This is a genomic window from Burkholderia sp. BCC0405 (assembly GCF_902833075.1).
In the GTDB taxonomy this organism is placed as follows: domain Bacteria; phylum Pseudomonadota; class Gammaproteobacteria; order Burkholderiales; family Burkholderiaceae; genus Burkholderia.
Map to the genome: position 1 here is coordinate 62,686 of NZ_CADFEO010000003.1, position 23,678 is coordinate 86,363.

21 protein-coding genes and 1 tRNA gene are annotated in these 23,678 nt (G+C 66.9%); 16 read left to right on the forward strand and 6 right to left on the reverse strand.

Annotated elements, in window-relative coordinates; translation table 11 throughout:
- The first annotated feature begins 97 nt into the window (after nucleotides 1-97).
- From htpX to HWX36_RS05610, 11 genes are all read left to right on the forward strand, one after another.
- Nucleotides 98-955, forward strand: a complete 858-nt coding sequence (gene htpX / locus HWX36_RS05560) for a zinc metalloprotease HtpX (RefSeq protein ID WP_011353570.1) — start codon at nucleotides 98-100, stop codon at nucleotides 953-955.
- Nucleotides 956-1,152: 197 nt separating this feature from the next.
- Nucleotides 1,153-2,544, forward strand: a complete 1,392-nt coding sequence (gene rsmB, locus HWX36_RS05565) for a 16S rRNA (cytosine(967)-C(5))-methyltransferase RsmB (RefSeq protein WP_175951226.1) — start codon at nucleotides 1,153-1,155, stop codon at nucleotides 2,542-2,544.
- A complete protein-coding gene (locus HWX36_RS05570; protein ID WP_175951227.1) occupies nucleotides 2,541-3,131 on the forward strand; it encodes a DUF4390 domain-containing protein in 591 nt (196 codons plus the stop codon). Before rsmB ends, HWX36_RS05570 begins: the two co-directional genes overlap by 4 nt.
- Complete coding sequence (gene esaS, locus HWX36_RS05575; protein WP_175951228.1) at nucleotides 3,121-5,535, forward strand: sensor histidine kinase EsaS; 2,415 nt, start codon at nucleotides 3,121-3,123, stop codon at nucleotides 5,533-5,535. Before HWX36_RS05570 ends, esaS begins: the two co-directional genes overlap by 11 nt.
- Nucleotides 5,536-6,237: a response regulator transcription factor EsaR gene (esaR, locus tag HWX36_RS05580; RefSeq protein ID WP_175951229.1), complete on the forward strand. Its 702-nt coding sequence runs from the start codon at nucleotides 5,536-5,538 to the stop codon at nucleotides 6,235-6,237.
- A 61-nt stretch (nucleotides 6,238-6,298) separates the two neighbouring features.
- Nucleotides 6,299-6,374: transfer RNA gene (locus HWX36_RS05585), tRNA-Phe, on the forward strand.
- A 358-nt stretch (nucleotides 6,375-6,732) separates the two neighbouring features.
- Nucleotides 6,733-7,467, forward strand: a complete 735-nt coding sequence (gene queC / locus HWX36_RS05590; RefSeq protein ID WP_107310506.1) for a 7-cyano-7-deazaguanine synthase QueC — start codon at nucleotides 6,733-6,735, stop codon at nucleotides 7,465-7,467.
- A 75-nt stretch (nucleotides 7,468-7,542) separates the two neighbouring features.
- Nucleotides 7,543-8,175, forward strand: coding sequence for a 7-carboxy-7-deazaguanine synthase (queE, locus tag HWX36_RS05595; protein ID WP_175951230.1), 633 nt, complete (start codon nucleotides 7,543-7,545; stop codon nucleotides 8,173-8,175).
- An 18-nt stretch (nucleotides 8,176-8,193) separates the two neighbouring features.
- Entirely contained in the window at nucleotides 8,194-8,646 is a 453-nt protein-coding gene (gene queD, locus HWX36_RS05600) for a 6-carboxytetrahydropterin synthase QueD (RefSeq protein WP_175951231.1), read from the forward strand.
- A gap of 307 nt (nucleotides 8,647-8,953) precedes the next feature.
- On the forward strand, nucleotides 8,954-9,739 hold the full coding sequence (locus tag HWX36_RS05605; protein WP_175951232.1) for an aldolase/citrate lyase family protein: 786 nt from the start codon (nucleotides 8,954-8,956) through the stop codon (nucleotides 9,737-9,739).
- Nucleotides 9,736-10,512: a tetratricopeptide repeat protein gene (locus HWX36_RS05610; RefSeq protein WP_175951233.1), complete on the forward strand. Its 777-nt coding sequence runs from the start codon at nucleotides 9,736-9,738 to the stop codon at nucleotides 10,510-10,512. Before HWX36_RS05605 ends, HWX36_RS05610 begins: the two co-directional genes overlap by 4 nt.
- Before the next feature lie 100 nt (nucleotides 10,513-10,612).
- Here HWX36_RS05610 and rodA read toward each other — a convergent pair whose 3' ends face one another.
- From rodA to HWX36_RS05635, 5 genes are all read right to left on the reverse strand, one after another.
- Nucleotides 10,613-11,761, reverse strand: coding sequence for a rod shape-determining protein RodA (rodA, locus tag HWX36_RS05615; protein ID WP_175951234.1), 1,149 nt, complete (start codon nucleotides 11,759-11,761; stop codon nucleotides 10,613-10,615).
- Between the two features lie 11 nt (nucleotides 11,762-11,772).
- Nucleotides 11,773-14,052 (reverse strand): penicillin-binding protein 2, encoded by a 2,280-nt coding sequence (gene mrdA / locus HWX36_RS05620; protein WP_175951235.1) that lies wholly within the window; start codon nucleotides 14,050-14,052, stop codon nucleotides 11,773-11,775.
- A gap of 104 nt (nucleotides 14,053-14,156) precedes the next feature.
- Nucleotides 14,157-14,669, reverse strand: a complete 513-nt coding sequence (mreD, locus tag HWX36_RS05625) for a rod shape-determining protein MreD (protein WP_009687274.1) — start codon at nucleotides 14,667-14,669, stop codon at nucleotides 14,157-14,159.
- Nucleotides 14,666-15,727, reverse strand: a complete 1,062-nt coding sequence (gene mreC / locus HWX36_RS05630) for a rod shape-determining protein MreC (protein ID WP_175951236.1) — start codon at nucleotides 15,725-15,727, stop codon at nucleotides 14,666-14,668. The genes mreD and mreC overlap by 4 nt, the downstream gene beginning before the upstream one ends.
- 117 nt (nucleotides 15,728-15,844) lie before the next feature.
- On the reverse strand, nucleotides 15,845-16,888 hold the full coding sequence (locus HWX36_RS05635) for a rod shape-determining protein (protein WP_004189550.1): 1,044 nt from the start codon (nucleotides 16,886-16,888) through the stop codon (nucleotides 15,845-15,847).
- Between the two features lie 370 nt (nucleotides 16,889-17,258).
- Between HWX36_RS05635 and gatC the strand changes: the two genes are divergently transcribed.
- The 5 genes from gatC to HWX36_RS05660 all read left to right on the forward strand — a co-directional run bounded on the left by gatC (nucleotide 17,259) and on the right by HWX36_RS05660 (nucleotide 22,441).
- Nucleotides 17,259-17,558 carry an Asp-tRNA(Asn)/Glu-tRNA(Gln) amidotransferase subunit GatC gene (gene gatC / locus HWX36_RS05640; protein WP_039353798.1) on the forward strand — a complete coding sequence of 100 codons (300 nt, stop codon included), beginning with the start codon at nucleotides 17,259-17,261 and terminating at the stop codon, nucleotides 17,556-17,558.
- A 65-nt stretch (nucleotides 17,559-17,623) separates the two neighbouring features.
- Nucleotides 17,624-19,195: an Asp-tRNA(Asn)/Glu-tRNA(Gln) amidotransferase subunit GatA gene (gene gatA, locus HWX36_RS05645; RefSeq protein WP_175951237.1), complete on the forward strand. Its 1,572-nt coding sequence runs from the start codon at nucleotides 17,624-17,626 to the stop codon at nucleotides 19,193-19,195.
- 2 nt (nucleotides 19,196-19,197) lie between these two features.
- The gene (gene gatB / locus HWX36_RS05650; protein ID WP_175951495.1) at nucleotides 19,198-20,673 is read left to right on the forward strand and encodes an Asp-tRNA(Asn)/Glu-tRNA(Gln) amidotransferase subunit GatB; all 1,476 of its coding nucleotides are present in this window, start codon (nucleotides 19,198-19,200) and stop codon (nucleotides 20,671-20,673) included.
- 118 nt (nucleotides 20,674-20,791) lie between these two features.
- On the forward strand, nucleotides 20,792-21,631 hold the full coding sequence (locus HWX36_RS05655; protein ID WP_175951238.1) for a polyphosphate kinase 2 family protein: 840 nt from the start codon (nucleotides 20,792-20,794) through the stop codon (nucleotides 21,629-21,631).
- Between the two features lie 39 nt (nucleotides 21,632-21,670).
- Nucleotides 21,671-22,441: an exodeoxyribonuclease III gene (locus tag HWX36_RS05660; protein ID WP_175951239.1), complete on the forward strand. Its 771-nt coding sequence runs from the start codon at nucleotides 21,671-21,673 to the stop codon at nucleotides 22,439-22,441.
- 126 nt (nucleotides 22,442-22,567) lie between these two features.
- Here HWX36_RS05660 and HWX36_RS05665 read toward each other — a convergent pair whose 3' ends face one another.
- Nucleotides 22,568-23,620, reverse strand: a complete 1,053-nt coding sequence (locus tag HWX36_RS05665; RefSeq protein ID WP_175951240.1) for an NAD(P)-dependent alcohol dehydrogenase — start codon at nucleotides 23,618-23,620, stop codon at nucleotides 22,568-22,570.
- Nucleotides 23,621-23,678 lie beyond the last annotated feature (58 nt).

A 23,678-nucleotide genomic window follows, 5' to 3' on the forward strand; every position in this document is an offset into this window, starting at 1 on the left:
TGAATTTTTCCGGCAAGACCTTATCTAACAAATCGCTTACAATTTTCCGTCGCGCCCTTTGATGCGCGGCGGGTCCCCTGACGGATAAGGAGTGGGTATGTTCAATTGGGTCAAAACGGCGATGCTGATGGCCGCGATCACGGCCCTGTTCATCGTGATCGGCGGGATGATCGGCGGCTCGCGGGGCATGACGATCGCGCTGCTGTTCGCGCTCGGCATGAATTTCTTCTCTTACTGGTTCTCGGACAAGATGGTGCTGCGCATGTACAACGCGCAGGAAGTCGACGAGAACACGGCGCCGCAGTTTTACCGGATGGTGCGCGAGCTGGCCACGCGCGCGAACCTGCCGATGCCGCGCGTCTACCTGATCAACGAGGATGCGCCGAACGCGTTCGCGACGGGCCGCAACCCCGAGCACGCGGCAGTCGCCGCGACGACGGGCATCCTGCGCGTGCTGTCGGAGCGCGAGATGCGCGGGGTGATGGCGCACGAGCTCGCACACGTGAAGCATCGCGACATCCTGATCTCGACGATCACCGCGACGATGGCGGGCGCGATCTCGGCAATCGCGAACTTCGCGATGTTTTTCGGTGGGCGCGACGAGAATGGCCGGCCGGCCAACCCGATCGCGGGTATCGCGGTTGCATTGCTCGCGCCGATCGCCGGCGCGCTGATCCAGATGGCGATTTCGCGGGCACGCGAGTTCGAGGCCGATCGCGGCGGCGCGCAGATTTCCGGTGATCCGCAGTCGCTCGCGACTGCGCTCGACAAGATCCATCGCTATGCGGCGGGCATCCCGTTCCAGGCCGCCGAGCAGCATCCGGCCACCGCGCAGATGATGATCATGAATCCGCTGCACGGCGGCGGCCTGCAGAATCTGTTCTCGACGCACCCGGCCACCGAGGAGCGCATCGCGCGCCTGATGGAGATGGCGCGTACCGGCCGCTTCGACTAAGCCACGGCACACCGTGCGGCAGTTGCCGCGCGGGGGCCGCCACACCACCCCGCACGCCTCGCGCTGCGGGGTGTTTCATTTGTGCGTGCGGTAAAGGGGCCAAAGGGCCTGCAGCGTCGCACGCTACAATGCCCGGTTTGGGATCGCAGGGCTCGCGATCCCGCCGTTTGCCGCGCTTGTTTGCCGAATTTGCTCCGATGACACGAACCCGTTCTACTGCTCCGTCTTCTTCCGGCCGCCCGGCGCGCCTGTCCGCGCTGCATCTCGCGCCTGATTCGCTCGGCTTCGCCCTCGATGCGGCCGCGCAGGCGGTCGATGCGGTGCGGCGCGGCACCGCGCTGCCGGCGGCACTCTCGGCGGTATTTGCGCAGATGCCGTCCGATGCGCAGGCACTCGCGCGCGGGGCGACGCAGGACGTCGCATACCGGACGATGCGCCGCCTCGGCAGTGCGGATTGGCTGATCGGCCGGCTCATCAGCAAGGCGCCGCCCGCACACGTTCACGCGGTGCTCGCCGGCGCGTTGGCGCTGCTGTTCGACCCGGCGGACGAGGCCGCGTATCCGGCGTTCACGGTGGTCGACCAGGCCGTGACCGTGATCGGTGCCCGCCGCGAATGCGCGTTCGCGAAGGGGATGGTCAACGCGGTGCTGCGCCGTTTCCTGCGTGAGCGCGACGCGCTCGTCACGGCGCTGCAGGACGATGTCGTCGCGCGCTGGAACTACCGCGCGTGGTGGGTCGATTCGGTGAAGCGCGCATGGCCCGATGCATGGCAGGCGATCCTTGCGGCCGGCGAGCAGCAGGGGCCGCTGACGCTGCGCGTGAACGCGCGCCGCGCGAGCGTCGACGCGTATCTCGATACGCTGCGCGCCAACGGGATCGAAGCGACCGCGATCGGCCGGCATGCGGTGCGGCTCGCGTCGGCGCGACCGGTCGATCGCATTCCGGGGTTTGCCGACGGCGTCGTGTCCGTGCAGGACGCCGGCGCGCAGCTCGCAGCCGAATGGCTCGGTGCGCGCGACGGCATGCGTGTGCTCGACGCATGCGCGGCGCCCGGCGGCAAGACCGGCCATATTCTCGAACTGGCCGATGCGGAAGTCGTCGCGCTGGAAAGCGATGCCACGCGCGCGGCACGGATCGGCGAGAACCTCGTGCGGCTGTCGCTCAAAGCGGACGTGCGTGTCGGCGATGCGGGCGCACCCGGCGCGTGGTACGACGGGCGCCCGTTCGACCGCATCCTCGCCGATGTGCCATGCTCGGCGTCCGGCATCGTGCGTCGGCACCCCGACATTCGCTGGCTGCGCCGCGAGGCTGACATCCCGGCGCTCGTCGCGGAACAGCGCCGCATCCTGTCGGCGTTGTGGCCGCTCGTGAAGCCGGGCGGCGAACTGCTTTACGTGACCTGTTCAGTCTTCCCCGAAGAAGGCGAATTGCAGGCCCGCTGGTTTGAAGCGGCCTGTGAAGATGCGGTACGATTGGACGCCCCCGGCCAGCTGCTGCCGGGCGGAGTGCAGGGAGGGGCGGCCGCCGGCGCGCTCGACCAGAACACCGATCACGACGGATTTTTCTACGCGCGGTTTCAGAAACGGTGACGATCAAACACCTTTTTCCACTTCGGCTCGCGGCCGCCCTGATGGTCGCGCTGACGCTGTGCCTGGCCGTCGTCCGGCCGGCGCATGCCGAGTCGATCGCCGTGCAGCGCGCGTCGCTCCAGTCCGACGGAAGCGGCTGGGCCCTCGACGCCCGCTTCGAATTCGAACTGAACCCGAGCCTCGAGGATGCCGTCAACAAAGGCATTCCGCTTTATTTCACGACCGACTTCGAGTTGAGCCGTGCGCGCTGGTACTGGTTCGACGAGCAGCCGGTGGCGGTGACGCAGACGATCCGCCTGTCGTTCCAGCCGCTCACGCGCGAGTATCGCGTGTCGACGGGCGGCCTGCAGCTCGGCTTCCCGTCACTGAAGGACGCGCTCGCGGTCGTCAGGCACATCACGTCCTGGCACGTGATCGACCGCAACCAGGTGCGCGCCGGTGAAACCTACACGGCATCGGTGCGGATGCAGCTCGATACGGCGCTGATGCCGAAGCCGTTCCAGGTCGATGCCGTGAACAACCGCGACTGGACGCTCGGGTCGGACTGGAAGCGCTTCAACTTCACGGTGACCGAACGTGCTAAATAAAGTGCGCCGCGCGGCCAGCGGGAAGAGCTTCCTCGTTCGCGTGATCGTCTCGACCGTCGCGCTCACCGCGCTGTTGCTGCTCGTGCTGCTCGCGGCCGCGAGCGCGAATACCGAATTCTTCGACCGCTACTACTCGTGGCTGTACGCGACGAACATCGTCGTCGCGCTCGTGTTCCTGCTCGTGGTGCTCGGGCTGATCGGGATGATCGTCGTGCGCCTGAGGAAGGGCAAGTTCGGCACGCGGCTGCTCGCGAAGCTCGCGGTGTTCTTCGCGCTCGTCGGCGTGGTGCCTGGCGGGATCATCTACATCGTGTCGTACCAGTTCGTGTCGCGCAGCATCGAGTCGTGGTTCGACGTGAACGTCGAGACGGCGCTGACGGCCGGCCTGAACCTCGGCCGCGGGATGCTCGATGCTTCGCTGTCCGATCTGCAGACGAAGGCGCGGCTGATGTCCGACCAGCTTGCGAGCGTCGATGCGAACACCAACGGCACGACGCTCACGCTGCTGCGGATGCGCGACCAGTTCGGCGTGCAGGACGCGACGATCGTCGAGCCGAGTCGCGGCGGCTCGGGGGCGGCCCCCGACCTGCACATCGTTGCGCAGGCGTCGGGCAATTTCGCCGCGCTGATTCCGGACGACCTGCCGACGCCGCTGATGCTGAACCAGGCGCGCGAACACGGCGCGTACGCGGCGATCGAGGGTGAAGTCGACGGCGACCCGCGCGCGCACGGCGCGAAGGGTGCGCTGCGGTTGCGCGTCGTGCGGCCGATTCCCGATGCATCGACGTCGCTGCTGCAGCCGGCCGAGCGCTTCCTGCAGCTCACGCAGCCGGTGCCGCCCACGCTTGCCCACAACGCGGATGCCGTGCAGCGCGCGTATCGCGAGTACCAGGAAAAGTCGCTCGGCCGCACGGGGCTGCGCAAGATGTACATCGGCACGCTGACGCTTGCACTGTTCCTCGCGACCTTCATTGCGATGATGCTCGCGCTCGCGCTCGGCCAGCAGCTCGCGCGGCCGCTGTTCCTGCTCGCGCAGGGCACCAAGGAGATCACGGAAGGCGACTACACGCCGAAGCGCGAGATCAAGACGCGCGACGAGCTCGGCTTCCTCACGCAGTCGTTCAACGCGATGACGCGCCAGTTGTCCGAGGCGCGGCTCGCGGTCGAGAAGAACCGGGTCGCGCTCGAGCATTCGAAGACGTATCTCGAGAGCATCCTCGCGAACCTGACGGCCGGCGTGTTCGTGCTCGACCGCCAGTTCCGGCTGACGACGGCCAATCGCGGCGCCGAGCGGATCTTCCGGCAGCCGTTCAACGCGCTGATCGGCACGACGCTCGACCGGATCGGCGTGGCCGCCGGGTTCGGCGCGATGGTGCGCAAGGCGTTCGCCGATCGCGAGGCGGCGTCCGACGGCGCCAGCGGCGACGGCGGCCACTGGCAGCAGCAGTTCGCGATCGAGCTGCCCGGCGAAGCCGATCCGCTGACGCTGCTCGTGCGCGGCACGCGCCTCGTGTCGACGGTCGAGGGGCAGGCCGACGATCCGCAGACGTCCGGTTACGTCGTCGTGTTCGACGACATCTCCGATGTGATTTCCGCGCAGCGTTCGGTCGCGTGGGGCGAGGTCGCGCGCCGGCTCGCGCACGAGATCAAGAATCCGCTGACGCCGATTCAGCTGTCGGCGGAGCGGCTGCAGATGAAGCTGTCGGACAAGCTCGCACCGTCCGACGCCGATGTGCTCAAGCGCGGCGCGACGATGATCGTCAACCAGGTGGCCGCGATGAAGCGGATGGTCGACGATTTCCGCGAATATGCGCGGACGCCGCCGGCGGTGCTCGCGAATCTGCAGCTGAACGAACTGGCGAGCGAGGTGCTCGGGCTGTACGGTGTGGGCGAAGGCAAGAGCGCGATCGTCGCCGAGCTCGCGCCGTCGCTGCCGGTAATACGCGGTGACGCGACGCAACTGCGCCAGGTGATTCACAACCTGCTGCAGAATGCGCAGGATTCGGTCGCGGAGTCGGCGCATCCGCGTGTGTTGATTGAAACCAAGACAGTAGAATATGGCGATCCCGACGCCGAGGGTAAAACGCGCGTCGCGGTACGTCTTACCGTGTCCGACAACGGGCCCGGTTTTCCGGCGCGCATCCTGACCCGCGCGTTCGAGCCTTATGTGACGACGAAGGCGAAGGGCACGGGTCTGGGGTTGGCCATGGTCAAGAAAATCGTCGATGAGCACGGTGCGCGGATCGATCTGCGCAATCGCATGCACGGCGAGACCGTCGAGGGTGCGCAGGTGTCGATCCTGTTCCTGCAGATGGCGAGCGATGCGCCAGACGCCGAATCAGGCGTGCAGGACGGGACGGCACCCGCCAAGACAAAAGCAAGTGAGCAGACAAAGGCAGCGTAAATGGCAACCATCCTGGTGGTAGATGATGAAATGGGCATCCGGGAATTGCTCTCGGAGATCCTCAGCGACGAAGGACATGTCGTCGAGGCGGCGGAGAACGCGCAGGCCGCGCGGGAATACCGGTTGAATCAGGCGCCCGATCTCGTGCTGCTCGATATCTGGATGCCCGATACCGACGGTGTGACGTTGCTCAAGGAGTGGGCAGCGCAGGGGCTGCTGACGATGCCCGTGATCATGATGTCCGGGCACGCGACGATCGATACGGCCGTCGAGGCGACGAAGATCGGTGCGCTCGATTTCCTCGAGAAGCCCATCGCGCTGCAGAAGCTGCTGAAGTCCGTCGAGCACGGTCTCGCACGCGGCGCGGCGCCGGTGTCCGCGAACGCGGCGGCGAGGGCCGGTGCGGGGCAGGCAGCGGGGCCCGCGGCGGTTGCGTCCGCGGCTGCGCTGCCGACGCTCGGCGACGACATGGCTTCGGCACTCGGCGTCGCAGGCCAGACGGCCGCGATTCCGTTCGACATCCCGTTGCGCGAAGCGCGCGATGCGTTCGAGCGCGCGTACTTCGAATATCACCTCGCGCGCGAAAACGGCAGCATGACGCGCGTCGCGGAGAAGACGGGCCTCGAGCGCACGCACCTGTATCGCAAGCTCAAGCAGCTCGGCGTCGAGCTCGGCAAGAAGCCGTCCGAAGGCGCCGCATAAAATATTTTGCGAAAGTACTTGCTCAAGTGAAGAAGGGCCGATATACTTTCTCTTCTTCGTTGGCCCGGTAGCTCAGTTGGTAGAGCAGCGGATTGAAAATCCGCGTGTCGATGGTTCGATTCCGTCCCAGGCCACCAGAATTAAAACCCCAAGAATCGGAAGGTTCTTGGGGTTTTTCGTTTGTGGTGGGGTTTGCGTGATGAGGGCGGTGGCGTGGCGTGCCCGGCAGTATTCGTGAGGGCATGATAAAATCCTTGTCCGCTCAATAACTTAGCGCATCGCTTCATGCGCACGGCAGGCTGCCAGCGTGGCGCCGCCGTGGCGCGCGGCAACGATGCCGCGCGATGGGCGGTATAAGCGCTCCGCCGCGTTCGCGGCCGATTGCGCTGCCTATACTGGTCGAGCCGGCTTAGGCCGGCACGCGTCGGGCCGTCCGGCGGCAGCCGGCCCCGGGGCGCAGCGCGACGCGAGCCTACACATTCACGGAGTATCACGGTGATTCGGACAGACGCTAAAGACGGCGCGCTCGTGTTGTTTTCCGGCGGGCAGGATTCGGCCACGTGCGTGGCATGGGCCCTCGAACGCTACCAGACGGTCGAGACGCTCGGCTTCGATTACGGCCAGCGCCACCGCGTCGAGCTCGAATGTCGCGAAGGCGTGCGCGAGGCGCTGAAGCGCAAGTTTCCCGCATGGTCGGACCGGCTCGGCGACGATCACATGATCGACCTGTCGGTGCTCGGCGCGATCAGCGATACCGCGATGACGCGCACGATCGAGATCGAGACGGCGGCGAACGGCCTGCCGAACACGTTCGTGCCGGGCCGCAACCTGATGTTCATGACGATCGCCGCGGCGATCGCCTACCGCCGCGGGCTGCGCGTGCTGGTCGGCGGGATGTGCGAGACGGATTTCTCGGGCTATCCCGACTGCCGCGACGACACGATGAAGGCGCTGCAGGTCGCGCTGAACCTCGGGATGGACACGCGCATCGTGCTCGAGACGCCGCTGATGTGGCTCGACAAGGCACAAACGTGGCAGCTCGCCGAGCAGCTCGGCGGCGAGGCGCTCGTCGAACTGATCCGCGTCGAGACGCACACGTGCTACGTGGGCGAGCGCGCGGAACTGCACGACTGGGGCTTCGGCTGCGGCGAATGTCCGGCCTGCAAGCTGCGCAAGCGCGGCTACGAGGCCTACCTGAAGGGCGAGCGGGTGACCGAAGCGCCGCTGTGACGCGGGTGCGCCGGCAGCGCTGGATGGATAACGGATTCTGATCGACAACGAGCGGCGCGAGCCGGACCAAGGACGATGACTTACGCGGTCAAGGAAATTTTCTACACGTTGCAGGGCGAGGGCGCGAACGCGGGCCGGCCGGCCGTGTTCTGCCGGTTCGCCGGCTGCAACCTGTGGTCGGGCCGCGAAGAGGATCGTGCGGAGGCCGTGTGCCGCTTCTGCGATACCGACTTCGTCGGCACCGACGGCGAGAACGGCGGCAAGTTCAAGGACGCCGAAGCGCTCGTCGCGACGATCGCCGGCCTGTGGCCGGAGGGCGAGGCGCACCGCTTCGTCGTCTGCACGGGCGGTGAACCGATGCTGCAGCTCGACCAGGCGCTCGTCGATGCGCTGCACGCGGCCGGCTTCGAGATCGCGATCGAGACCAACGGCTCGCTGCCGGTGCTCGAATCGATCGACTGGATCTGCGTGAGCCCGAAGGCCGACGCGCCGCTCGTCGTCACGAAGGGCGACGAGCTGAAGGTCGTGATCCCGCAGGACAACCAGCGGCTGGCCGACTACGCGAAGCTCGACTTCGCGTATTTCCTCGTCCAGCCGATGGACGGCCCGTCGCGCGACCTCAATACGAAGCTCGCGATCGACTGGTGCAAGCGTCATCCGCAGTGGCGGTTGTCGATGCAGACCCACAAATATCTGAACATTCCCTGAGCTCCGGCTTTTGACATCGTGCTGATTACCCGAAAACTCGAATTCGACGCGGGCCACCGCATTCCCGATCACCGCAGCCAGTGCCGGAACCTGCATGGTCATCGCTACGTGCTCGAAGTCACGCTGCGCGGCGATCTCGTCGATACCGAGGGGGCGCCCGACCGCGGCATGGTGATGGATTTCGCCGACGTGAAGGCGCTCGCGATGGAGCACCTGGTCGGCAAGTGGGACCACGCGTTCCTGGTCTACGCGCGCGATGAGGTCGTGCGCTCGTTCCTCGAGCAGATGGCCGACCACAAGACCGTCGTGATCGACCGGATCCCGACCGTCGAGAATCTCGCGGCGATCGCGTTCGACATTCTCGCGAACGTCTACGACGCGCACTACGGCGTGAACCTGCGGCTCGAGCGCGTGCGCCTGTACGAAACGCCGAACTGCTGGGCCGACGTCGAGCGCCAGTCCGGCCGCTGATCCTGCCTTCACGGCAGCCCCGCCAGCCGGCGCGGGCTGCCTGGCGCCGCACCTCGCGGCCTTGTCCCGCCTCGCTTCCCGTCCGTTCCCACATTCCGCGTGACGCCGCGCTATGATCGTTGCGTGGCGCCGAAAACGCTGCCGTGCGCGATCGTGCGGCCGGCGCTGTCAGATCGGCCGCCTACGCCCGACCAACGTTCCGGGGCCCGGTCCTGGCGCCGCCGTGCATTGCTGCTCGGCGTGCGGCGCTCCGCTTTGCCCGTTGCTTGTCCCGTTCGATTGCCGTTCCGTCCTGGAGGCCGTATCGATGAGCACGCTCACCAATTCCCTCAAACAACGCCTGCGCGACGGCGACGAGCCGCTGTACGGCCTGTGGCTGTCGCTCGGCAGCGACTCGGCCGCGGAAGCGCTCGCGCATGCCGGCTACGACTGGCTCTGCATCGACATGGAGCACGCGCCGAACGACAGCCGCGATGTTGCATCGCAGTTGCGCGCGATCGCCGCCGCCCATCTGCCGAGCGAGCCCGTCGTGCGTGTGCCGGCGCGCGAGCCGTGGCTCGTGAAGCGCGCGCTCGATGCGGGCGCACGCACGCTGATGTTTCCAGGTATCGAGACACCGGACGATGCCGCGCATGCGGTGCGGCTGACGCGCTATCCGTCGCGCGATTCGCCGGACGGGCTGCGCGGCGTCGCGGGCATGGTGCGCGCGGCGGCGTTCGGCATGCGCCGCGATTACGTGCAGACGGCGAACGCGCAGGTCGCGGTGATCGTGCAGATCGAATCGGCGCGCGGCGTCGATGAAGTCGAGCGGATTGCGGCGCTGCCCGGCGTCGATTGCCTGTTCGTCGGTCCGGCGGACCTCGCGGCAAGCCTCGGACACCTTGGCGACATCCGTCACCCGGACGTCGAAACCGCGATGGCGCGCGTGCTCGCGGCCGGCCGGCAGGCCGGCGTCGCGGTCGGCATCTTCGCGGGCGATACGGCGGTCGCGCGCCAGTATCGCGACGCCGGCTACCGGATGATCACGCTGTCGGCCGACGTAAGCTGGCTGTTGCGCGCAACGCGGCAGGCGCTGCAGGAGGTACGGTCATGAACGGTGGCGATGGCGCGTGCCGCGGGCGCGCGCAGGGTGTGATCGGGAGGCGCGGGCAGGTCGGCGCGCTGCTCGGCCTGTGGGTCGTGTGTATCGCGGCGGCCGCACAGGGCGCGCCGCAAGCGAAGCCCGATCCGTCGCACGAGACGCAATCGGCGGTCGCCGACTACAACGCCGGCGACTATCGTGCGGCGCTGGTGCAGTTCCACGACGCGGCCGAGCGTGGCGACCGTCTCGCCCAATTCAACTACGCGATGATGCTGCTGACGGGCGAAGGCGTGACCGCGAACGTCGACGAAGGGCTGCGCTGGCTGAAGCGCGCGGCCGACGCGAACATGTCGCATGCGCAGTACGTGTACGGCCGGATGTTCGACGACGGCGAGTTCGTCACGCGCGATCCGGCCGAAGCGCACCGCTGGTTCCTGCGGGCGGCGAAGCAGGGGCATGTGCAGGCCGAGCTGTCGCTCGCGAACCAGTTCCTCGACGGGCGCGGCACGCCGCGCGACAACCGGCAGGCGTTCACGTGGTACAAGCAGGCCGCCGACGCCGGCGAGCCGACCGCGCAGTACGTGACCGCGTCGTTCTACGAGCGCGGCGGCGACGGCGTCGAGCAGAACCTCAACATCGCGCGGGCGTATTACGCGGCGGCGGCCGCGCAGGGCGACGAGACGGCCGGGCTGAAATTCAAGGAGCTGAGCGCGCGGCTGAAGGCGCAGGGGCCGGCATCGGGTGCCGGCGCGGGGCCGGGCGAGGCGCACGCTCCGTCGCCGTGAGCGGGGGCGGCGCGGCGAAGTGCGGCCGTGTTCGCTCTGCACGGTCGAAAAAAAACGGCGCCGAGGCGCTGTTTTGCTTTGTGCGGTGCGTGTCGCGCGGTCAACTCTTCATCAACCGCCGCTGCCGCCCGACGCTCATGATCATCCCGATCGCGATGCCGAGCGTCGTGAGCGCGGTGCCGCCGTAACTCATGAACGGCAGCGGCACGCCGACGACCGGCAGCACGCCGCTCACCATTCCGATGTTGACGAACGCATAGACGAAGAACGCGAGCGTGAGCGAGCCCGCGAGCAGGCGGCCGAACAGTGTCGCGCCCTGCGCGGCGATATAGAGCCCGCGCGCGATCAGCGCCATGTACAGCGTCAGCAGCACGAGCCCGCCGACGAGCCCCCACTCCTCCGAGAACACCGCGAAGATGAAGTCGGTGTGCTTTTCGGGAATGAATTCGAGGTGCGCCTGCGTGCCTTTCAGGTAACCCTTGCCGAGCACGCCGCCCGAGCCGATCGCGATCACGGCCTGGATCGTGTGGAAGCCCTTGCCGAGCGGGTCGGAAGTCGGGTCGAGCAGCGTACACACGCGGTGCTTCTGGTAATCGTGCATCAGCGGCCACTGCACTTCGGGCTGGCAGATGCGCTCTTCGAACACGGCGATCGAGCCGACCGCGATCACGCCCGCGACGAGCACCGGCACGATCAGCTTGAACGACAGGCCGGCGAGGTAGATCACGAAGAAGCCGGCCGCGAACACGAGCAGGCCCGTGCCGAGGTCGGGCTGCTTCGCGATCAGCCCGACCGGCACCAGCAGGATCCCGAATGCGGCGACGAAGTCGTACCAGCGCAGCCCGCCTTCACGGCGCTGGTAGTACCACGCGAGCATCAGCGGTGTCGCGATCTTGAGGATTTCCGACGGCTGGATCACGACGCCGACGTTCAGCCAGCGCTTCGCGCCCTTCTTGGTCATCCCGAACAGCGCGACCGCAACCAATAGCGCGACCCCGAACGTGTAGAGCGGGACCGCGAAGCGCATCAGCGTCGTTGGCGGGATGTTGGCGATCACCCACATCAGCACGAACGTCAGCAGGATGTTGCGCAACTGGTCCTCGACACGGCCCGGCATGTCGATCGCCGCGCTGTACAGCGTGACGATGCCGACGCACAGCAGCAGGAACACGATGAGGGCGAGCGGGCGGTCGAAGCCCGCGAACATCTGCTTGATCTTGTCGAGCCAGGCGCGCTTGTCGAATTGCATGCCTTTCTCCGTTAATGAGCGGTGCCGGCGTCCGCCGCCTTCGCGGGGGCCGTTGCACGGTGATTGTCGTCGCGCGGCGTGGCGACGAGCGGCTGCGCGTCGCTGGCGGGCCGGCGTGGCCGGTGCGGGCGCCGGATCGGCGGCAGGCTCGCGGCCATCGGCGCAGCGGTGCTGGCCGGCGGGGCGGCGCTCGCGCCGGCGGCAGCCGACGCTTCGGAGGCGGCTGCCGCCGATGCCGCTTCCGCCGCGCTGGCCGCGGTCGGCACGACCGGCTGCGGCAGCGCGGTGAAGCCGGCCGCGACGGCGGCGGGCTTGTTCGTGTCGCCGATCACCGGCGCGTTGATGGGTTCGGTCGCCGAAGCCGCAGCCGCCACGGCCGCTGCTTCGTTCTTCGGGTTCTGGCGGTCGACGAGGTAGAAGTCGAGCACGCGGCGCGCGATCGGGCCGGCGGCCTGCGCCCCCCAGCCGCCGTTCTCGACGACCAGCGCGACGGCGATCTGCGGATGGTCGACCGGCGCGTACGCGATGAACAGCGCGTGGTCGCGCAGGTGCTCGGCGAGCAGGTGACCCTTGTAGTTGGAGCCTTGCAGCGAGAACACCTGCGCGGTACCGGTCTTGCCGGCCGCGAGGTACGGCGCGCCGCGGAACACCTTGTACGCGGTGCCGGACGGATTCTCGATCACGTTCTCCATCCCGCGCTTCACGACGTCGAGGTCGGCCTGCTTGAGCGGGATCACTTCGCTTTCCTTCGGCACGGTCAGGCGGCGCCCGCGCGTGATCGGATCCTCGATTTCCTTCACGAGGTGGGGTTTCATCACGACGCCGTTGTTCGCGAGCGTCGCGGTTGCGTGCGCGAGCTGCAGGATCGTGAACGAGTTGTAGCCCTGGCCGATCCCGAGGCTGATCGTCTCGCCGTCGAACCACTTCTGCTGCGCGGCCTTCTTGAACGCCTTCTTCTTCCAGTCGGTCGACGGCAGGATCCCGCGCGCCTCGCCCTGGATGTCGATCCCGGTGATCTGGCCGAAGCCGAACGGCTTCATGAAGTTCGCGATCGCGTTCACGCCGAGATCGCGCGCGAGCATGTAGAAGTAGGTGTCGTTCGACACCATGATCGCCTTGTTCATGTCGACCCAGCCCTGGCCCGAGCGCACGTCGTTGCGGAACGTGTGGCCGCCGAACGTGAAGTAGCCGGGATCCTGGAAGCCCCAGCCCGGCGTGCGCTTGCCGAGCGTCAGGCCGGCGAGCGCCATGAACGGCTTGTACGTCGAGCCGGGCGGGTAGGTGCCGTGCAGCGGGCGGTTCAGCAGCGGCTTGTCGGTCGAGTTGTTCAGCTCGTCCCAGGTCTGCTGGTCGATGCCGTCGACGAACGAGTTCGGGTCGAAGCTCGGCGACGACACGAACGCGAGCACGTCGCCCGTCTTCGGCTCGATCGCGACCAGCGCGCCGCGCTTGCCGGCGAACGCCTGCTCGGCGACCTGCTGCAGCCCGATGTCGAGCGACAGCACGAGGTTGTTGCCGGGCGTCGCCTGCGTGCGCGACAGCGTGCGCACCGGCCGGCCGCCGGCCGTCACCTCGACTTCCTCGAAGCCCGTCAGCCCGTGCAGCTCGGTCTCGTAGCTCTGCTCGACGCCGATCTTGCCGATGTAGTCGGTGCCCTTGTAGTTGTTCGCGTCGCGGCGCGGATCGTAGTTTTCCTGATCGCTGTCGTTGTCGTCGCTCATCGCGTCGATGCGATCCTGGTCGCGCTTCGAGATCCGGCCGATGTAGCCGATCACGTGCGCGGCCGTCGTGCCGAGCGGATATTGCCGGAACAGCCGCGCGCGCACGTCGACGCCGGGGAAGCGGAAGCGCTGCGCGGTGAAGCGCGCGACTTCCTCGTCGGTGAGCCGGGTACGGATCGGCAGGCTCTCGAAGTTCTTCGAGTCTTCCTGCAGCTTCTTGAAGCGGCGGCGATCGCGCGCGTCGATCGGGATGATCTCGGACAGCTTGTCGATCGTGTTCTCGAGCGTGTCGTCGAGCTTCGACGGTGTGATCTCGAGCGTATAGGCCGAATAGTTCTTCGCGAGGATCACGCCGTTGCGGTCGGTGATGATCCCGCGGTTCGGCACGATCGGCGCGACGGAGATGCGGTTTTCCTCGGCCTGCAGCGCGTATTTGCCGTGCTGCATCAACTGCAGGTAGAAGAAGCGGCTCGCGAGCAGCCCGAAGCAGACGAACACGAACACGCCCGCCGCCGCGACGCGCAGGCGGAACTTCGAGAGCTGCTGTTGGGTGTCGTTGAATTCGGTCATGCGGCTAGGATCGGTCTGACCCGCGTGCGGGCGGGCGAGGTGCCGCCCCTGAGCGCGGCGCGCGGCGGGTTTGGGGGCGGCGGGTATTCAAAGGTCGGTCCGGCTCAGATGGGGCGCGTATCGTCCGGATCGACCGGGCGGCGTTGCGGCATCAGCAGCAAGTGGCTCGCGATCGGCCACAGCGCGGCCTCGACGAAGCCGTCGACCAGGTAGCGCCAGCCCGGGAACGCGGCGCCCATCACGAGGCGGATCACGAACGGCACGAGCTGCGCGACGACCAGCAGCGGCGTGACGTACAGCACCTGCACGCCGATCGGCATCCACAGCACGCGGCGGTGGATCGTGATCGCGCCGTACGACAGCAGCGTATAGGCGAGCGCGTGCTCGCCGAGCAGCCCTGCGTCATGCACGTCCATCAGGATGCCGAGTGCGAATGCGACGCCCATCCCGACCTTGCGCGGCTGGTGGATGTTCCAGAACAGCAGTACGAGCGCGACGAAGTCGGGCACGCCGGGCAGGCGGCCCCACGGCATCAGGTTCAGCAGGAACGCGGCGGCGAGGCTGAAGACGATGAAGTACGGGTTGACCGGCTGCAGGATGTATTGCGGGCGATTCATCGCTGGGCTCCTGATTGCCCGGCCGCAGGCTTCGCGGGCGCGGCGGCGGGCTTGGCCGGAGCGGCCGGTGCCGCAGGCTTCGCGCCGGGCTGGGCCGCGGCGGCCGGCTTCGCATTCGCGTCAGCCTTGTCGGCCTTCTCGCCCTTGGCGGCGGCTTTCGCGCCCTTCTTGCCCTTCGTGTTCTTGTCGGCGGCCGGATCGGGCTCGGCCGGGCGCGGCGGGATGTCGTTCTGGTAATGCAGCACGAGCATCTGGCGCGCGCCGCGCACGGCGGCGATCGGCGCGCAGGTCACGCGCGCGAATGCCGTGTCGGCGAGCTTGTCGACGCGCACGACCTTCGCGACCGGCAGGCCGGGGGGGTAGACGCCGTCGAGGCCGCTCGTGACGAGCTCGTCGCCGACCACGAGATCCGCACTCGTCGGCACGAAGCGCAGGTCGAGCGAATCGCCCTTCGGCGTGCCGTAGATCACGCTGCGCAGGCCGGTGCGCAGCACCTGCACGGGAATCGCGAGATCGCGGTCGGTGACCAGCGTGACTTCGGATTGCAGCGGGAACACGCGCGTGACCTGGCCGACCACGCCGTTCTCGCTGACGACGGGCGCGCCGTTCTGGATGCCCTGCTGCGACCCCTGGCCGATCACGATCTTCTGCGTGAACGGATCGCTCGTGTCGTACTGGATCTCGGCCGGCGTCGATTGCGTCGCGATGTGCTGGCGCAGCTCGAGCACCGCGCGCAGGTGCGCGTTCTCCTGCGCGAGCACGGCGGCCTGGTTGGCCTGCGTGGACAGCTGCAGGTTGCGCTTGCGGAGGTCGTCGTTCTCGTGGCGCAGCGACGCGCCGGTCACGGCGATGTCGGCCGCGCCCATGAACAGGTCGCGCGGCACGAGCGCGATGCGCTGCAGCGGATAGAGCACGGTGCCGAGCGCGCCGCGGACGATTTCGAGCGTGCTGAAGCGCGCGTCCGATACGAGGAGCGCGATGGCGAGGGCGACGAAGAAGATAAGCCGCGCGAGCGCGGGCGGACCTTGCTTGAAGAGGGGCGGCGGACTGTATTCCATGGTCGGCGCCGGGCGCGAACGATCGGTTAAATGATGCTCAGACGCGCAAACGGCGCGGCGGTTCGTTCTAGACGAGCGAGCCGGCCACGCCGCGGTTGCGTCATGTTGCCTGGACGATCACTCGTACGAGAAGATGCTGCCCAGCTTGTCCATGCGCTCGAGCGCCATGCCCGAACCGCGCACGACGCAGGTGAGTGGATCTTCCGCGACGAGCACCGGCAGGCCGGTTTCTTCCGCCAGCAGGCGATCGAGGTCGCGCAGCAGCGCGCCGCCGCCCGTCAGCATCATCCCGCGTTCGGCGATGTCGGCGCCGAGTTCCGGCGGCGTCTGTTCGAGCGCGATCTTCACCGACGACACGATCTGGTTCAGCGGATCGGTCAGCGCTTCGAGGATTTCGTTGCTGGAGATCGTGAAGCTGCGCGGAATGCCTTCCGACAGGTTGCGGCCCTTCACTTCCATTTCCTTGACTTCGGAGCCCGGGAACGCGGAGCCGATTTCCTTCTTGATCGCTTCGGCGGTCTGTTCGCCGATCAGCATCCCGTAGTTGCGGCGGATGTAGTTGACGATCGCCTCGTCGAACTTGTCGCCGCCGACGCGCACCGAACCCTTGTACACGATACCGCCGAGCGAGATCACGCCGACTTCCGTCGTGCCGCCGCCGATGTCGACGACCATCGAGCCGGTGGCTTCCGACACCGGCAGGCCTGCGCCGATCGCGGCCGCCATCGGCTCTTCGATCAGGTAGACCTGCGATGCGCCGGCGCCGTGCGCGGCTTCCTTGATCGCGCGGCGCTCGACCTGGGTCGAGCCGCACGGCACGCAGATGATGATGCGCGGCGACGGCGAGAACATGCGCGACTCGTGGGCCGTCTTGATGAACTGCTTGATCATCTGCTCGGTGACGGTGAAGTCGGCGATCACGCCGTCTTTCATCGGGCGGATCGCCTCGATGTTGCCCGGCACCTTGCCGAGCATCTGCTTGGCTTCCTTGCCGACGGCCTGGATCGTCTTCTTGCCGTTGGGGCCGCCTTCCTGGCGGATCGACACGACGGACGGCTCATCGAGGACGATGCCCTTGCCGCGCATGTAGATCAGGGTGTTTGCGGTGCCGAGGTCGATCGCGAGATCGTTGGAGAAGTAGCTGCGCAAAAAACCGAACATTCAGAATCCTGTTTCGCTCTGGGCCGGCCCTGCGTGGCGTGCAACGCTGAGGGCGGCAGCGGAAAAAATAACAGCCTCGGGAAGCGTGGCGGAAGCGGCCGCCGCGGCGCACGAAGCTGCGAGTGATGTCTACCGGGGATCGCACGAAGCACGCACGGCTTGCCGAAGCGGGGCGAAACGGTGCGGGAAAAGGCTGCCGGGTTTGGGTCGAACGCGTAATGATACCTTATAATTTCACGGTATTTGAATCGAAACGGGCGGTATTTTTGCCGCTTCAGTCCCGATTTTTGAGGGTGGGATCGCACCCTCCAACCCCCCGCCGCAGTGCTGCTTTCGATGCGCTGCGCAGCCTTGTTCTTCCGGTGATCGCATGGCCCTGACCCTGACCGATGTGAAACGCATCGCGCACCTGGCGCGACTCGAAATGGCCGACGCCGACGCCGAGCACATGCTCGGCCAGCTCAATGAACTCTTCGGCCTCGTCGAGCAGATGCAGGCGGTCGACACCGCCGGCATCGCGCCGCTCGCCCACCCGATCGAACAGATCCAGGAAGTCGCGCAGCGCCTGCGCGACGACGCCGTGACGGAAGTTGTCAATCGCGACGACAACCAGCGTCCGGCGCCGGCCGTCCAGGACGGCCTCTATCTCGTGCCGAAGGTGATCGAGTAAGCATTCGACGACAAGCGCGCCGGCCAGCGCCGCGCGCGACCCAGAATTCCCAGGAAAACCACTCAATGCACGCAAAAAGCCTGACCGAACTGCGCGCCGCGCTCGCCGCCAAGGAATGCTCGGCCGTCGAGCTCGCGCAGCTCTACCTGAAACGGATCGACGCCGCGCGCGACCTGAACGCGTTCGTCCACGTCGACGCCGATCTGACCCTCGCGAAGGCCAAAGCCGCCGACGCGGAACTCGCGCGCGGCGCGGGCGGCGCGCTCACCGGCCTGCCGATCGCGCACAAGGATGTCTTCGTCACGCGCGGCTGGCGCTCGACCGCCGGCTCGAAGATGCTCGCGAATTATGAAAGCCCGTTCGACGCGACCGTCGTCGCCCGCCTGCAGGCGGCCGGCATGGTCACGCTCGGCAAGACCAACATGGACGAGTTCGCGATGGGCTCGTCGAACGAGAATTCGGCGTTCGGCGCGGTGAAGAACCCGTGGGACACGAACGCGGTGCCGGGCGGCAGCTCGGGCGGCAGCTCGGCCGCGGTCGCCGCGCGCCTCGCGCCGGCCGCGACCGGCACCGACACCGGCGGCTCGATCCGCCAGCCCGCGTCGTTCGCGGGCGTGACGGGCATCAAGCCGACCTACGGCCGCGTGTCGCGCTACGGGATGATCGCGTTCGCGTCGTCGCTCGATCAGGGCGGCCCGATGGCGCAGAGCGCGTCCGACTGCGCGCTGCTGCTGAACGCGATGGCCGGCTTCGACGAGCGCGACTCGACGAGCCTCGAGCGCGACGATGAAGACTTCACGCGCCACCTCGGCCAGCCGTGGGCGGCCGGCAACGATGCGGGCAAGCCGCTTGCGGGCCTGCGCATCGGCCTGCCGAACGAGTATTTCGGCGACGGTCTCGCCGACGACGTGCGCGCGGCGATCGACGCGGCGCTCAAGGCATACGAAGCGCTCGGCGCGACGCTCGTGCCCGTGTCGCTGCCGAAGACGGAACTGTCGATCCCCGTGTACTACGTGATCGCGCCGGCCGAGGCGTCGTCGAACCTGTCGCGTTTCGACGGCGTGCGCTTCGGCCACCGCGCCGCGCAGTACGGCGACCTGCTCGACATGTACAAGAAGTCGCGCGCGGAAGGCTTCGGCCCCGAGGTGAAGCGCCGGATTCTGGTCGGCACGTACGTGCTGTCGCACGGCTACTACGACGCGTACTACCTGCAGGCGCAGAAGATCCGCCGCATCATCGCGAACGATTTCCAGGAAGCGTTCAAGTCCTGCGACGTGATCATGGGCCCGGCTTCGCCGACGGTCGCATGGGATCTCGGCTCGAAGGGCGACGATCCGGTGCAGATGTATCTCGCGGATATCTACACGCTGTCGGTGAGCCTGGCCGGCCTGCCCGGCATGAGCGTGCCGTGCGGCTTCGGCGCGGGCGCGAACGCGAAGCGCCCGGTCGGCCTGCAGATCATCGGCAACTATTTCAACGAAGCCCGGATGCTGCAGGTCGCCGACGCGTTCCAGCGCGCGACCGACTGGCACAAGCAAGTTCCGGCAGGGGTGGGGAATGAGCCCCCACGCTCACTTTGTTCGCTGTCCCCCGAGGGGGCGCATGCCTCCCTTGAGGCGGCTCGGCGGGAGGCATGAATATGACTACTCAATGGGAAGTCGTTATCGGTCTGGAGACGCACGCGCAGCTGTCGACCGTCTCGAAGATTTTCTCGGGCGCGTCGACGCAGTTCGGCGCCGAGCCGAACACGCAGGCCTGCCCGGTGGACCTGGCGCTGCCGGGCGTGCTGCCGGTGCTGAACCGCGGCGCGGTCGAACGCGCGATCCGCTTCGGCCTCGCGATCGGCTCGACCATCGCGCCGCGCAGCATCTTCGCGCGCAAGAATTATTTCTACCCGGATCTGCCGAAGGGCTATCAGATCAGCCAGTACGAGATTCCGGTCGTGCAGGGCGGCACGCTCACGATCCAGGTCCCGGCTAACGAGAAAGCTGGCAAGGCCGCGTACGAGAAGACGATCAACCTGACCCGCGCGCACCTCGAGGAGGATGCCGGCAAGTCGCTGCACGAGGACTATGCAGGGATGACGGGAATCGACTTGAACCGCGCTGGCACGCCGCTGCTCGAGATCGTCACCGAGCCGGAAATGCGCAGCGCGGCGGAGGCCGTGGCCTATGCGAAAGCGTTGCACGCACTCGTCGTGTGGCTCGGCATCTGTGACGGCAACATGCAGGAAGGCTCGTTCCGCTGCGACGCGAACGTGTCGGTGCGCCCGGTCGGCCAGGAGAAGTTCGGCACGCGCGCGGAAATCAAGAACCTGAACTCGTTCCGGTTCCTCGAAGAGGCGATCAACTACGAAGTGCAGCGTCAGATCGAACTGATCGAGGATGGCGGCGAAGTCGTGCAGGAAACGCGTCTTTACGATCCGGACAAGCGCAAGACTGAGTCGATGCGCAGCAAGGAAGATGCGCACGACTACCGCTACTTCCCCGACCCGGACCTGATGCCGCTCGTGATCGGCCAGGACTGGATCGAGCGCGTGCAGTCCGGGATGCCCGAGCTGCCGGCCGCGATGCAGCAGCGCTTCGTCGAGCAGTACGGCGTGTCCGCGTACGACGCGGGCGTGCTGACGTCGAGCAAGGCGATGGCCGCGTATTTCGAAGCCGTGGTCGCGAAGGCGGGCGCCGCGAATGCGAAGATCGCCGCGAACTGGCTGATGGGCGACGTGTCGTCGCAGCTGAACCGCGACGGCATCGAGATCGACGCGATTCCGGTCTCGGCCGCGCAGCTCGCGCTCGTGCTGCAGCGCATCGCCGACGGCACGATCTCGAACAAGATCGCGAAGGAAATCTTCGCGACGATCTGGGACGAGAAGGCGACCGACGAAGGTGCGGCCGACCGCATCATCGACGCGAAGGGGCTGAAGCAGATCTCCGACACCGGCGCGCTGGAAGCGATCATCGACGAGGTGCTCGCGGCGAACGCGAAGTCGGTCGAGGAATTCCGCGCGGGCAAGGAGAAGGCGTTCAACGCGCTGATCGGCCAGGCGATGAAGGCGACCAAGGGCAAGGCCAATCCGCAGCAGGTCAACGAACTGCTGAAGAAGAAGCTCGGCTGAGCATGACCGCGCGCCTGAACCGCGCTTGACGACGGGCCGCTCCGAACCAGTTCGGGGCGGCCCGTTGCGTTTGGTGGATGCGTTATCGTATGCACCATTGCGTCCAACGGAGGAACGAATGGCGAAACAACCGTCGCTCGACGATTTCCGCGTGCCGTACAGCACGCGCGAGAAGGAAGCCGCAGCATTCAAGCTCGATGCGTTCGACCCGGCCGCGAAGCCGTTCTCGTCCGGTTCGAAGGACGACGACCGCGCACGGCTGTCGGCCGTGTCGACCGAGCTCGACGTGCAGCAGGAGCGCCTGCACACGCAGCAGAAGAAGCGCGTGCTGCTGGTGCTGCAGGGGATGGACACCAGCGGCAAGGACGGCACCGTGCGCGCGGTGTTCCGCGAGGTCGATCCGCTCGGCCTGCGCGTCGTGTCGTTCAAGGCGCCCACGCCGATCGAGGCCGCGCACGACTTCCTGTGGCGCGTGCATGCGCAGGTGCCGGCCGCGGGCGAGCTCGCGATCTTCAACCGCAGCCACTATGAAGACGTGCTCGTGCCGCGCGTGCTCGACCTGATCGACGCGAAGGAGTGCGAGCGCCGCTACCGGCAGATCCGCGATTTCGAGACGATGCTGGTCGAGAACGGCACGACGATCGTCAAGTGCTTCCTGCACATCTCGAAGGACGAGCAGCGCGAGCGGCTGCAGGCGCGCATCGACGATCCGACCAAGCACTGGAAGTTCGACATCTCCGATCTCGACGCGCGCAAGCACTGGGATGCGTACCAGAGCGCCTACCGCGACGCGCTCGCCGCGACGTCCGCCGAGCATGCGCCGTGGTACGTGATCCCGGCGAACTCGAAGACGCACCGCAACGTGATGATCGCCGAGCTGCTGCTGCGCACGATGACCGACATGAAGCTGGAATTCCCGCCGCCGAAGCCCGAGCTCGAAGGCGTGAAGATCCGCTAAGCTGCCCCCTGAAAAACATCGAACTGAACGGAATCCGACATGATGCGAGTGATTACCGCCAACCTGAACGGCATCCGCTCCGCCGCGAAGAAGGGCTTCTTCGAATGGCTCGGCGAACAGAACGCCGATTGCGTGTGCGTGCAGGAAATCAAGGTCTCGGCCGACGACCTGCCGGCCGAATTCGTCGAGCCGCACGGCTTCAAGAGTTATTTCCACCACGCCGAGAAGAAGGGCTACAGCGGCGCGGGCGTGTACAGCCGCCGCGAGCCGGATGACGTGATTATCGGCTTCGGCAGCAGCGAATTCGATGCCGAAGGTCGCTACGTCGAGGCGCGCTACGGCAAGCTGTCGGTCGTGTCGGTGTACGTGCCGTCCGGCTCGAGCGGTGAAGAGCGCCAGCAGGCGAAGTACCGCTTCATGGACGAGTTCATGCCGCACCTCGCCGCGCTGAAGAAGAAGCGCGAAGTGATCCTGTGCGGCGACGTGAACATCGTCCACAAGGAAATCGACATCAAGAACTGGAAGAGCAACCAGAAGAACTCGGGCTGCCTGCCGGAAGAACGCGAGTGGCTCACGAAGCTGTTCGACGATGTCGGCTATGTCGACGTGTTCCGCACGCTCGACCCGCGCGCCGAGCAGTACACGTGGTGGAGCAACCGCGGCCAGGCATATGCGAAGAACGTCGGGTGGCGGATCGATTACCAGATCGCGACGCCAGGCGTGGCCGGCACCGCGAAAAGCACGTCGATCTTCAAGGACATCAAGTTCAGCGACCATGCGCCGCTGACGGTGGACTACGACTACAAGTGACGTCCCGCGCCACGCCGCGCGCGTAGCTGTCGGATCATCCGGCCGCCGGATGCAGAAACGGGCCGCATGTCGAGCATGCGGCCCGTTTCGTTAGGGGCGGCGATCGTGCGTGCCGCCCGGCGGCGCTCAATGCTTGATCGACGCCATGTCGATCACGAACCGGTACTTCACGTCGCTCTTCAGCATCCGCTCGTAGGCCGCATTGATCTGCTGCATCGGAATCGTTTCGATATCCGACGTGATCCCGTGCTCCGCGCAGAAGTCGAGCATTTCCTGCGTTTCCGCGATCCCGCCGATCAGCGAGCCCGCGAGACGGCGGCGCTTGAAGATCAGGTTGAACACCTGCGGCGACGGATGATCGTGCTCCGGCGCGCCGACCAGCGTCATCGTGCCGTCGCGCTTCAGCAGGTGCAGGAACGGGTTCAGGTCGTGCTGCGCGGCGACCGTGTTCAGGATGAAGTCGAAGCTGTTCAGGTGCGCGTTCATCTGCGCTTCGTCCTTCGAAATCACGACTTCGTGCGCGCCGACACGCTTGCCGTCCTCGATCTTCGACGGCGACGTGGTGAACAGCACGACGTGCGCACCCATCGCGCGCGCCAGCTTCACGCCCATGTGGCCGAGGCCGCCGAGCCCGACGATGCCGACCTTCTTGCCGGGGCCGACGTTCCACTGCCGCAGCGGCGAGTAGGTCGTGATTCCCGCGCACAGGAGCGGCGCGGCGCCGGCTGGGTCGAGCGTCTCGGGCACGCGCAGCACGAACACCTCGTCGACGACGAGCTGCGTCGAATAGCCGCCGAACGTGATGTCGCCCGTCACGCGGTCCTGGCCGTTGTAGGTGCCGACGAAGCCGTTTTCGCAATATTGCTCGAGGCCGTCGGCGCAGCTCGGGCAGGTGCGGCACGAATCGACGAGACAGCCGACGCCGACCAGCTCGCCGACCTTGAAGCGCGAGACCTGCGGGCCGGTCGCGGTCACGCGGCCGACGATTTCATGGCCCGGCACGACCGGATAGATCGTGTTGCGCCATTCGTTGCGGGCCTGGTGCAGGTCCGAGTGGCAGACGCCGCAGTAGAGGACGTCGATCTGGACGTCGAGGTCGCGCAGCGCGCGACGCTGGAATTCGAACGGGGCGAGCGGCGACTGCGAATCGGTTGCCGCGTAAGCGTAGGTGGTGCTCATGCAGGGGGCTCCTTGTCCGGGAATAACATCCGGCGAAACGAACTGCCGTCGCATCATG

Bases quoted from the DNA above. Each gene is read 5' to 3' on its own strand.
- rodA (WP_175951234.1), bottom strand. From the start codon at position 11,761: ATGCAATTCGACAAGCGCGCCTGGCTCGACAAGATCAAGCAGATGTTC.
- gatC (WP_039353798.1), top strand. From the start codon at position 17,259: ATGGCCCTGACCCTGACCGATGTGAAACGCATCGCGCACCTGGCGCGA.
- mreC (WP_175951236.1), bottom strand. From the start codon at position 15,727: ATGGAATACAGTCCGCCGCCCCTCTTCAAGCAAGGTCCGCCCGCGCTC.
- HWX36_RS05605 (WP_175951232.1), top strand. From the start codon at position 8,954: ATGAGCACGCTCACCAATTCCCTCAAACAACGCCTGCGCGACGGCGAC.
- queE (WP_175951230.1), top strand. From the start codon at position 7,543: ATGACTTACGCGGTCAAGGAAATTTTCTACACGTTGCAGGGCGAGGGC.
- mreD (WP_009687274.1), bottom strand. From the start codon at position 14,669: ATGAATCGCCCGCAATACATCCTGCAGCCGGTCAACCCGTACTTCATC.
- HWX36_RS05655 (WP_175951238.1), top strand. From the start codon at position 20,792: ATGGCGAAACAACCGTCGCTCGACGATTTCCGCGTGCCGTACAGCACG.
- HWX36_RS05665 (WP_175951240.1), bottom strand. From the start codon at position 23,620: ATGAGCACCACCTACGCTTACGCGGCAACCGATTCGCAGTCGCCGCTC.
- htpX (WP_011353570.1), top strand. From the start codon at position 98: ATGTTCAATTGGGTCAAAACGGCGATGCTGATGGCCGCGATCACGGCC.
- HWX36_RS05610 (WP_175951233.1), top strand. From the start codon at position 9,736: ATGAACGGTGGCGATGGCGCGTGCCGCGGGCGCGCGCAGGGTGTGATC.
- rsmB (WP_175951226.1), top strand. From the start codon at position 1,153: ATGACACGAACCCGTTCTACTGCTCCGTCTTCTTCCGGCCGCCCGGCG.
- gatA (WP_175951237.1), top strand. From the start codon at position 17,624: ATGCACGCAAAAAGCCTGACCGAACTGCGCGCCGCGCTCGCCGCCAAG.
- mrdA (WP_175951235.1), bottom strand. From the start codon at position 14,052: ATGACCGAATTCAACGACACCCAACAGCAGCTCTCGAAGTTCCGCCTG.
- esaR (WP_175951229.1), top strand. From the start codon at position 5,536: ATGGCAACCATCCTGGTGGTAGATGATGAAATGGGCATCCGGGAATTG.
- HWX36_RS05635 (WP_004189550.1), bottom strand. From the start codon at position 16,888: ATGTTCGGTTTTTTGCGCAGCTACTTCTCCAACGATCTCGCGATCGAC.
- gatB (WP_175951495.1), top strand. From the start codon at position 19,198: ATGACTACTCAATGGGAAGTCGTTATCGGTCTGGAGACGCACGCGCAG.
- HWX36_RS05660 (WP_175951239.1), top strand. From the start codon at position 21,671: ATGATGCGAGTGATTACCGCCAACCTGAACGGCATCCGCTCCGCCGCG.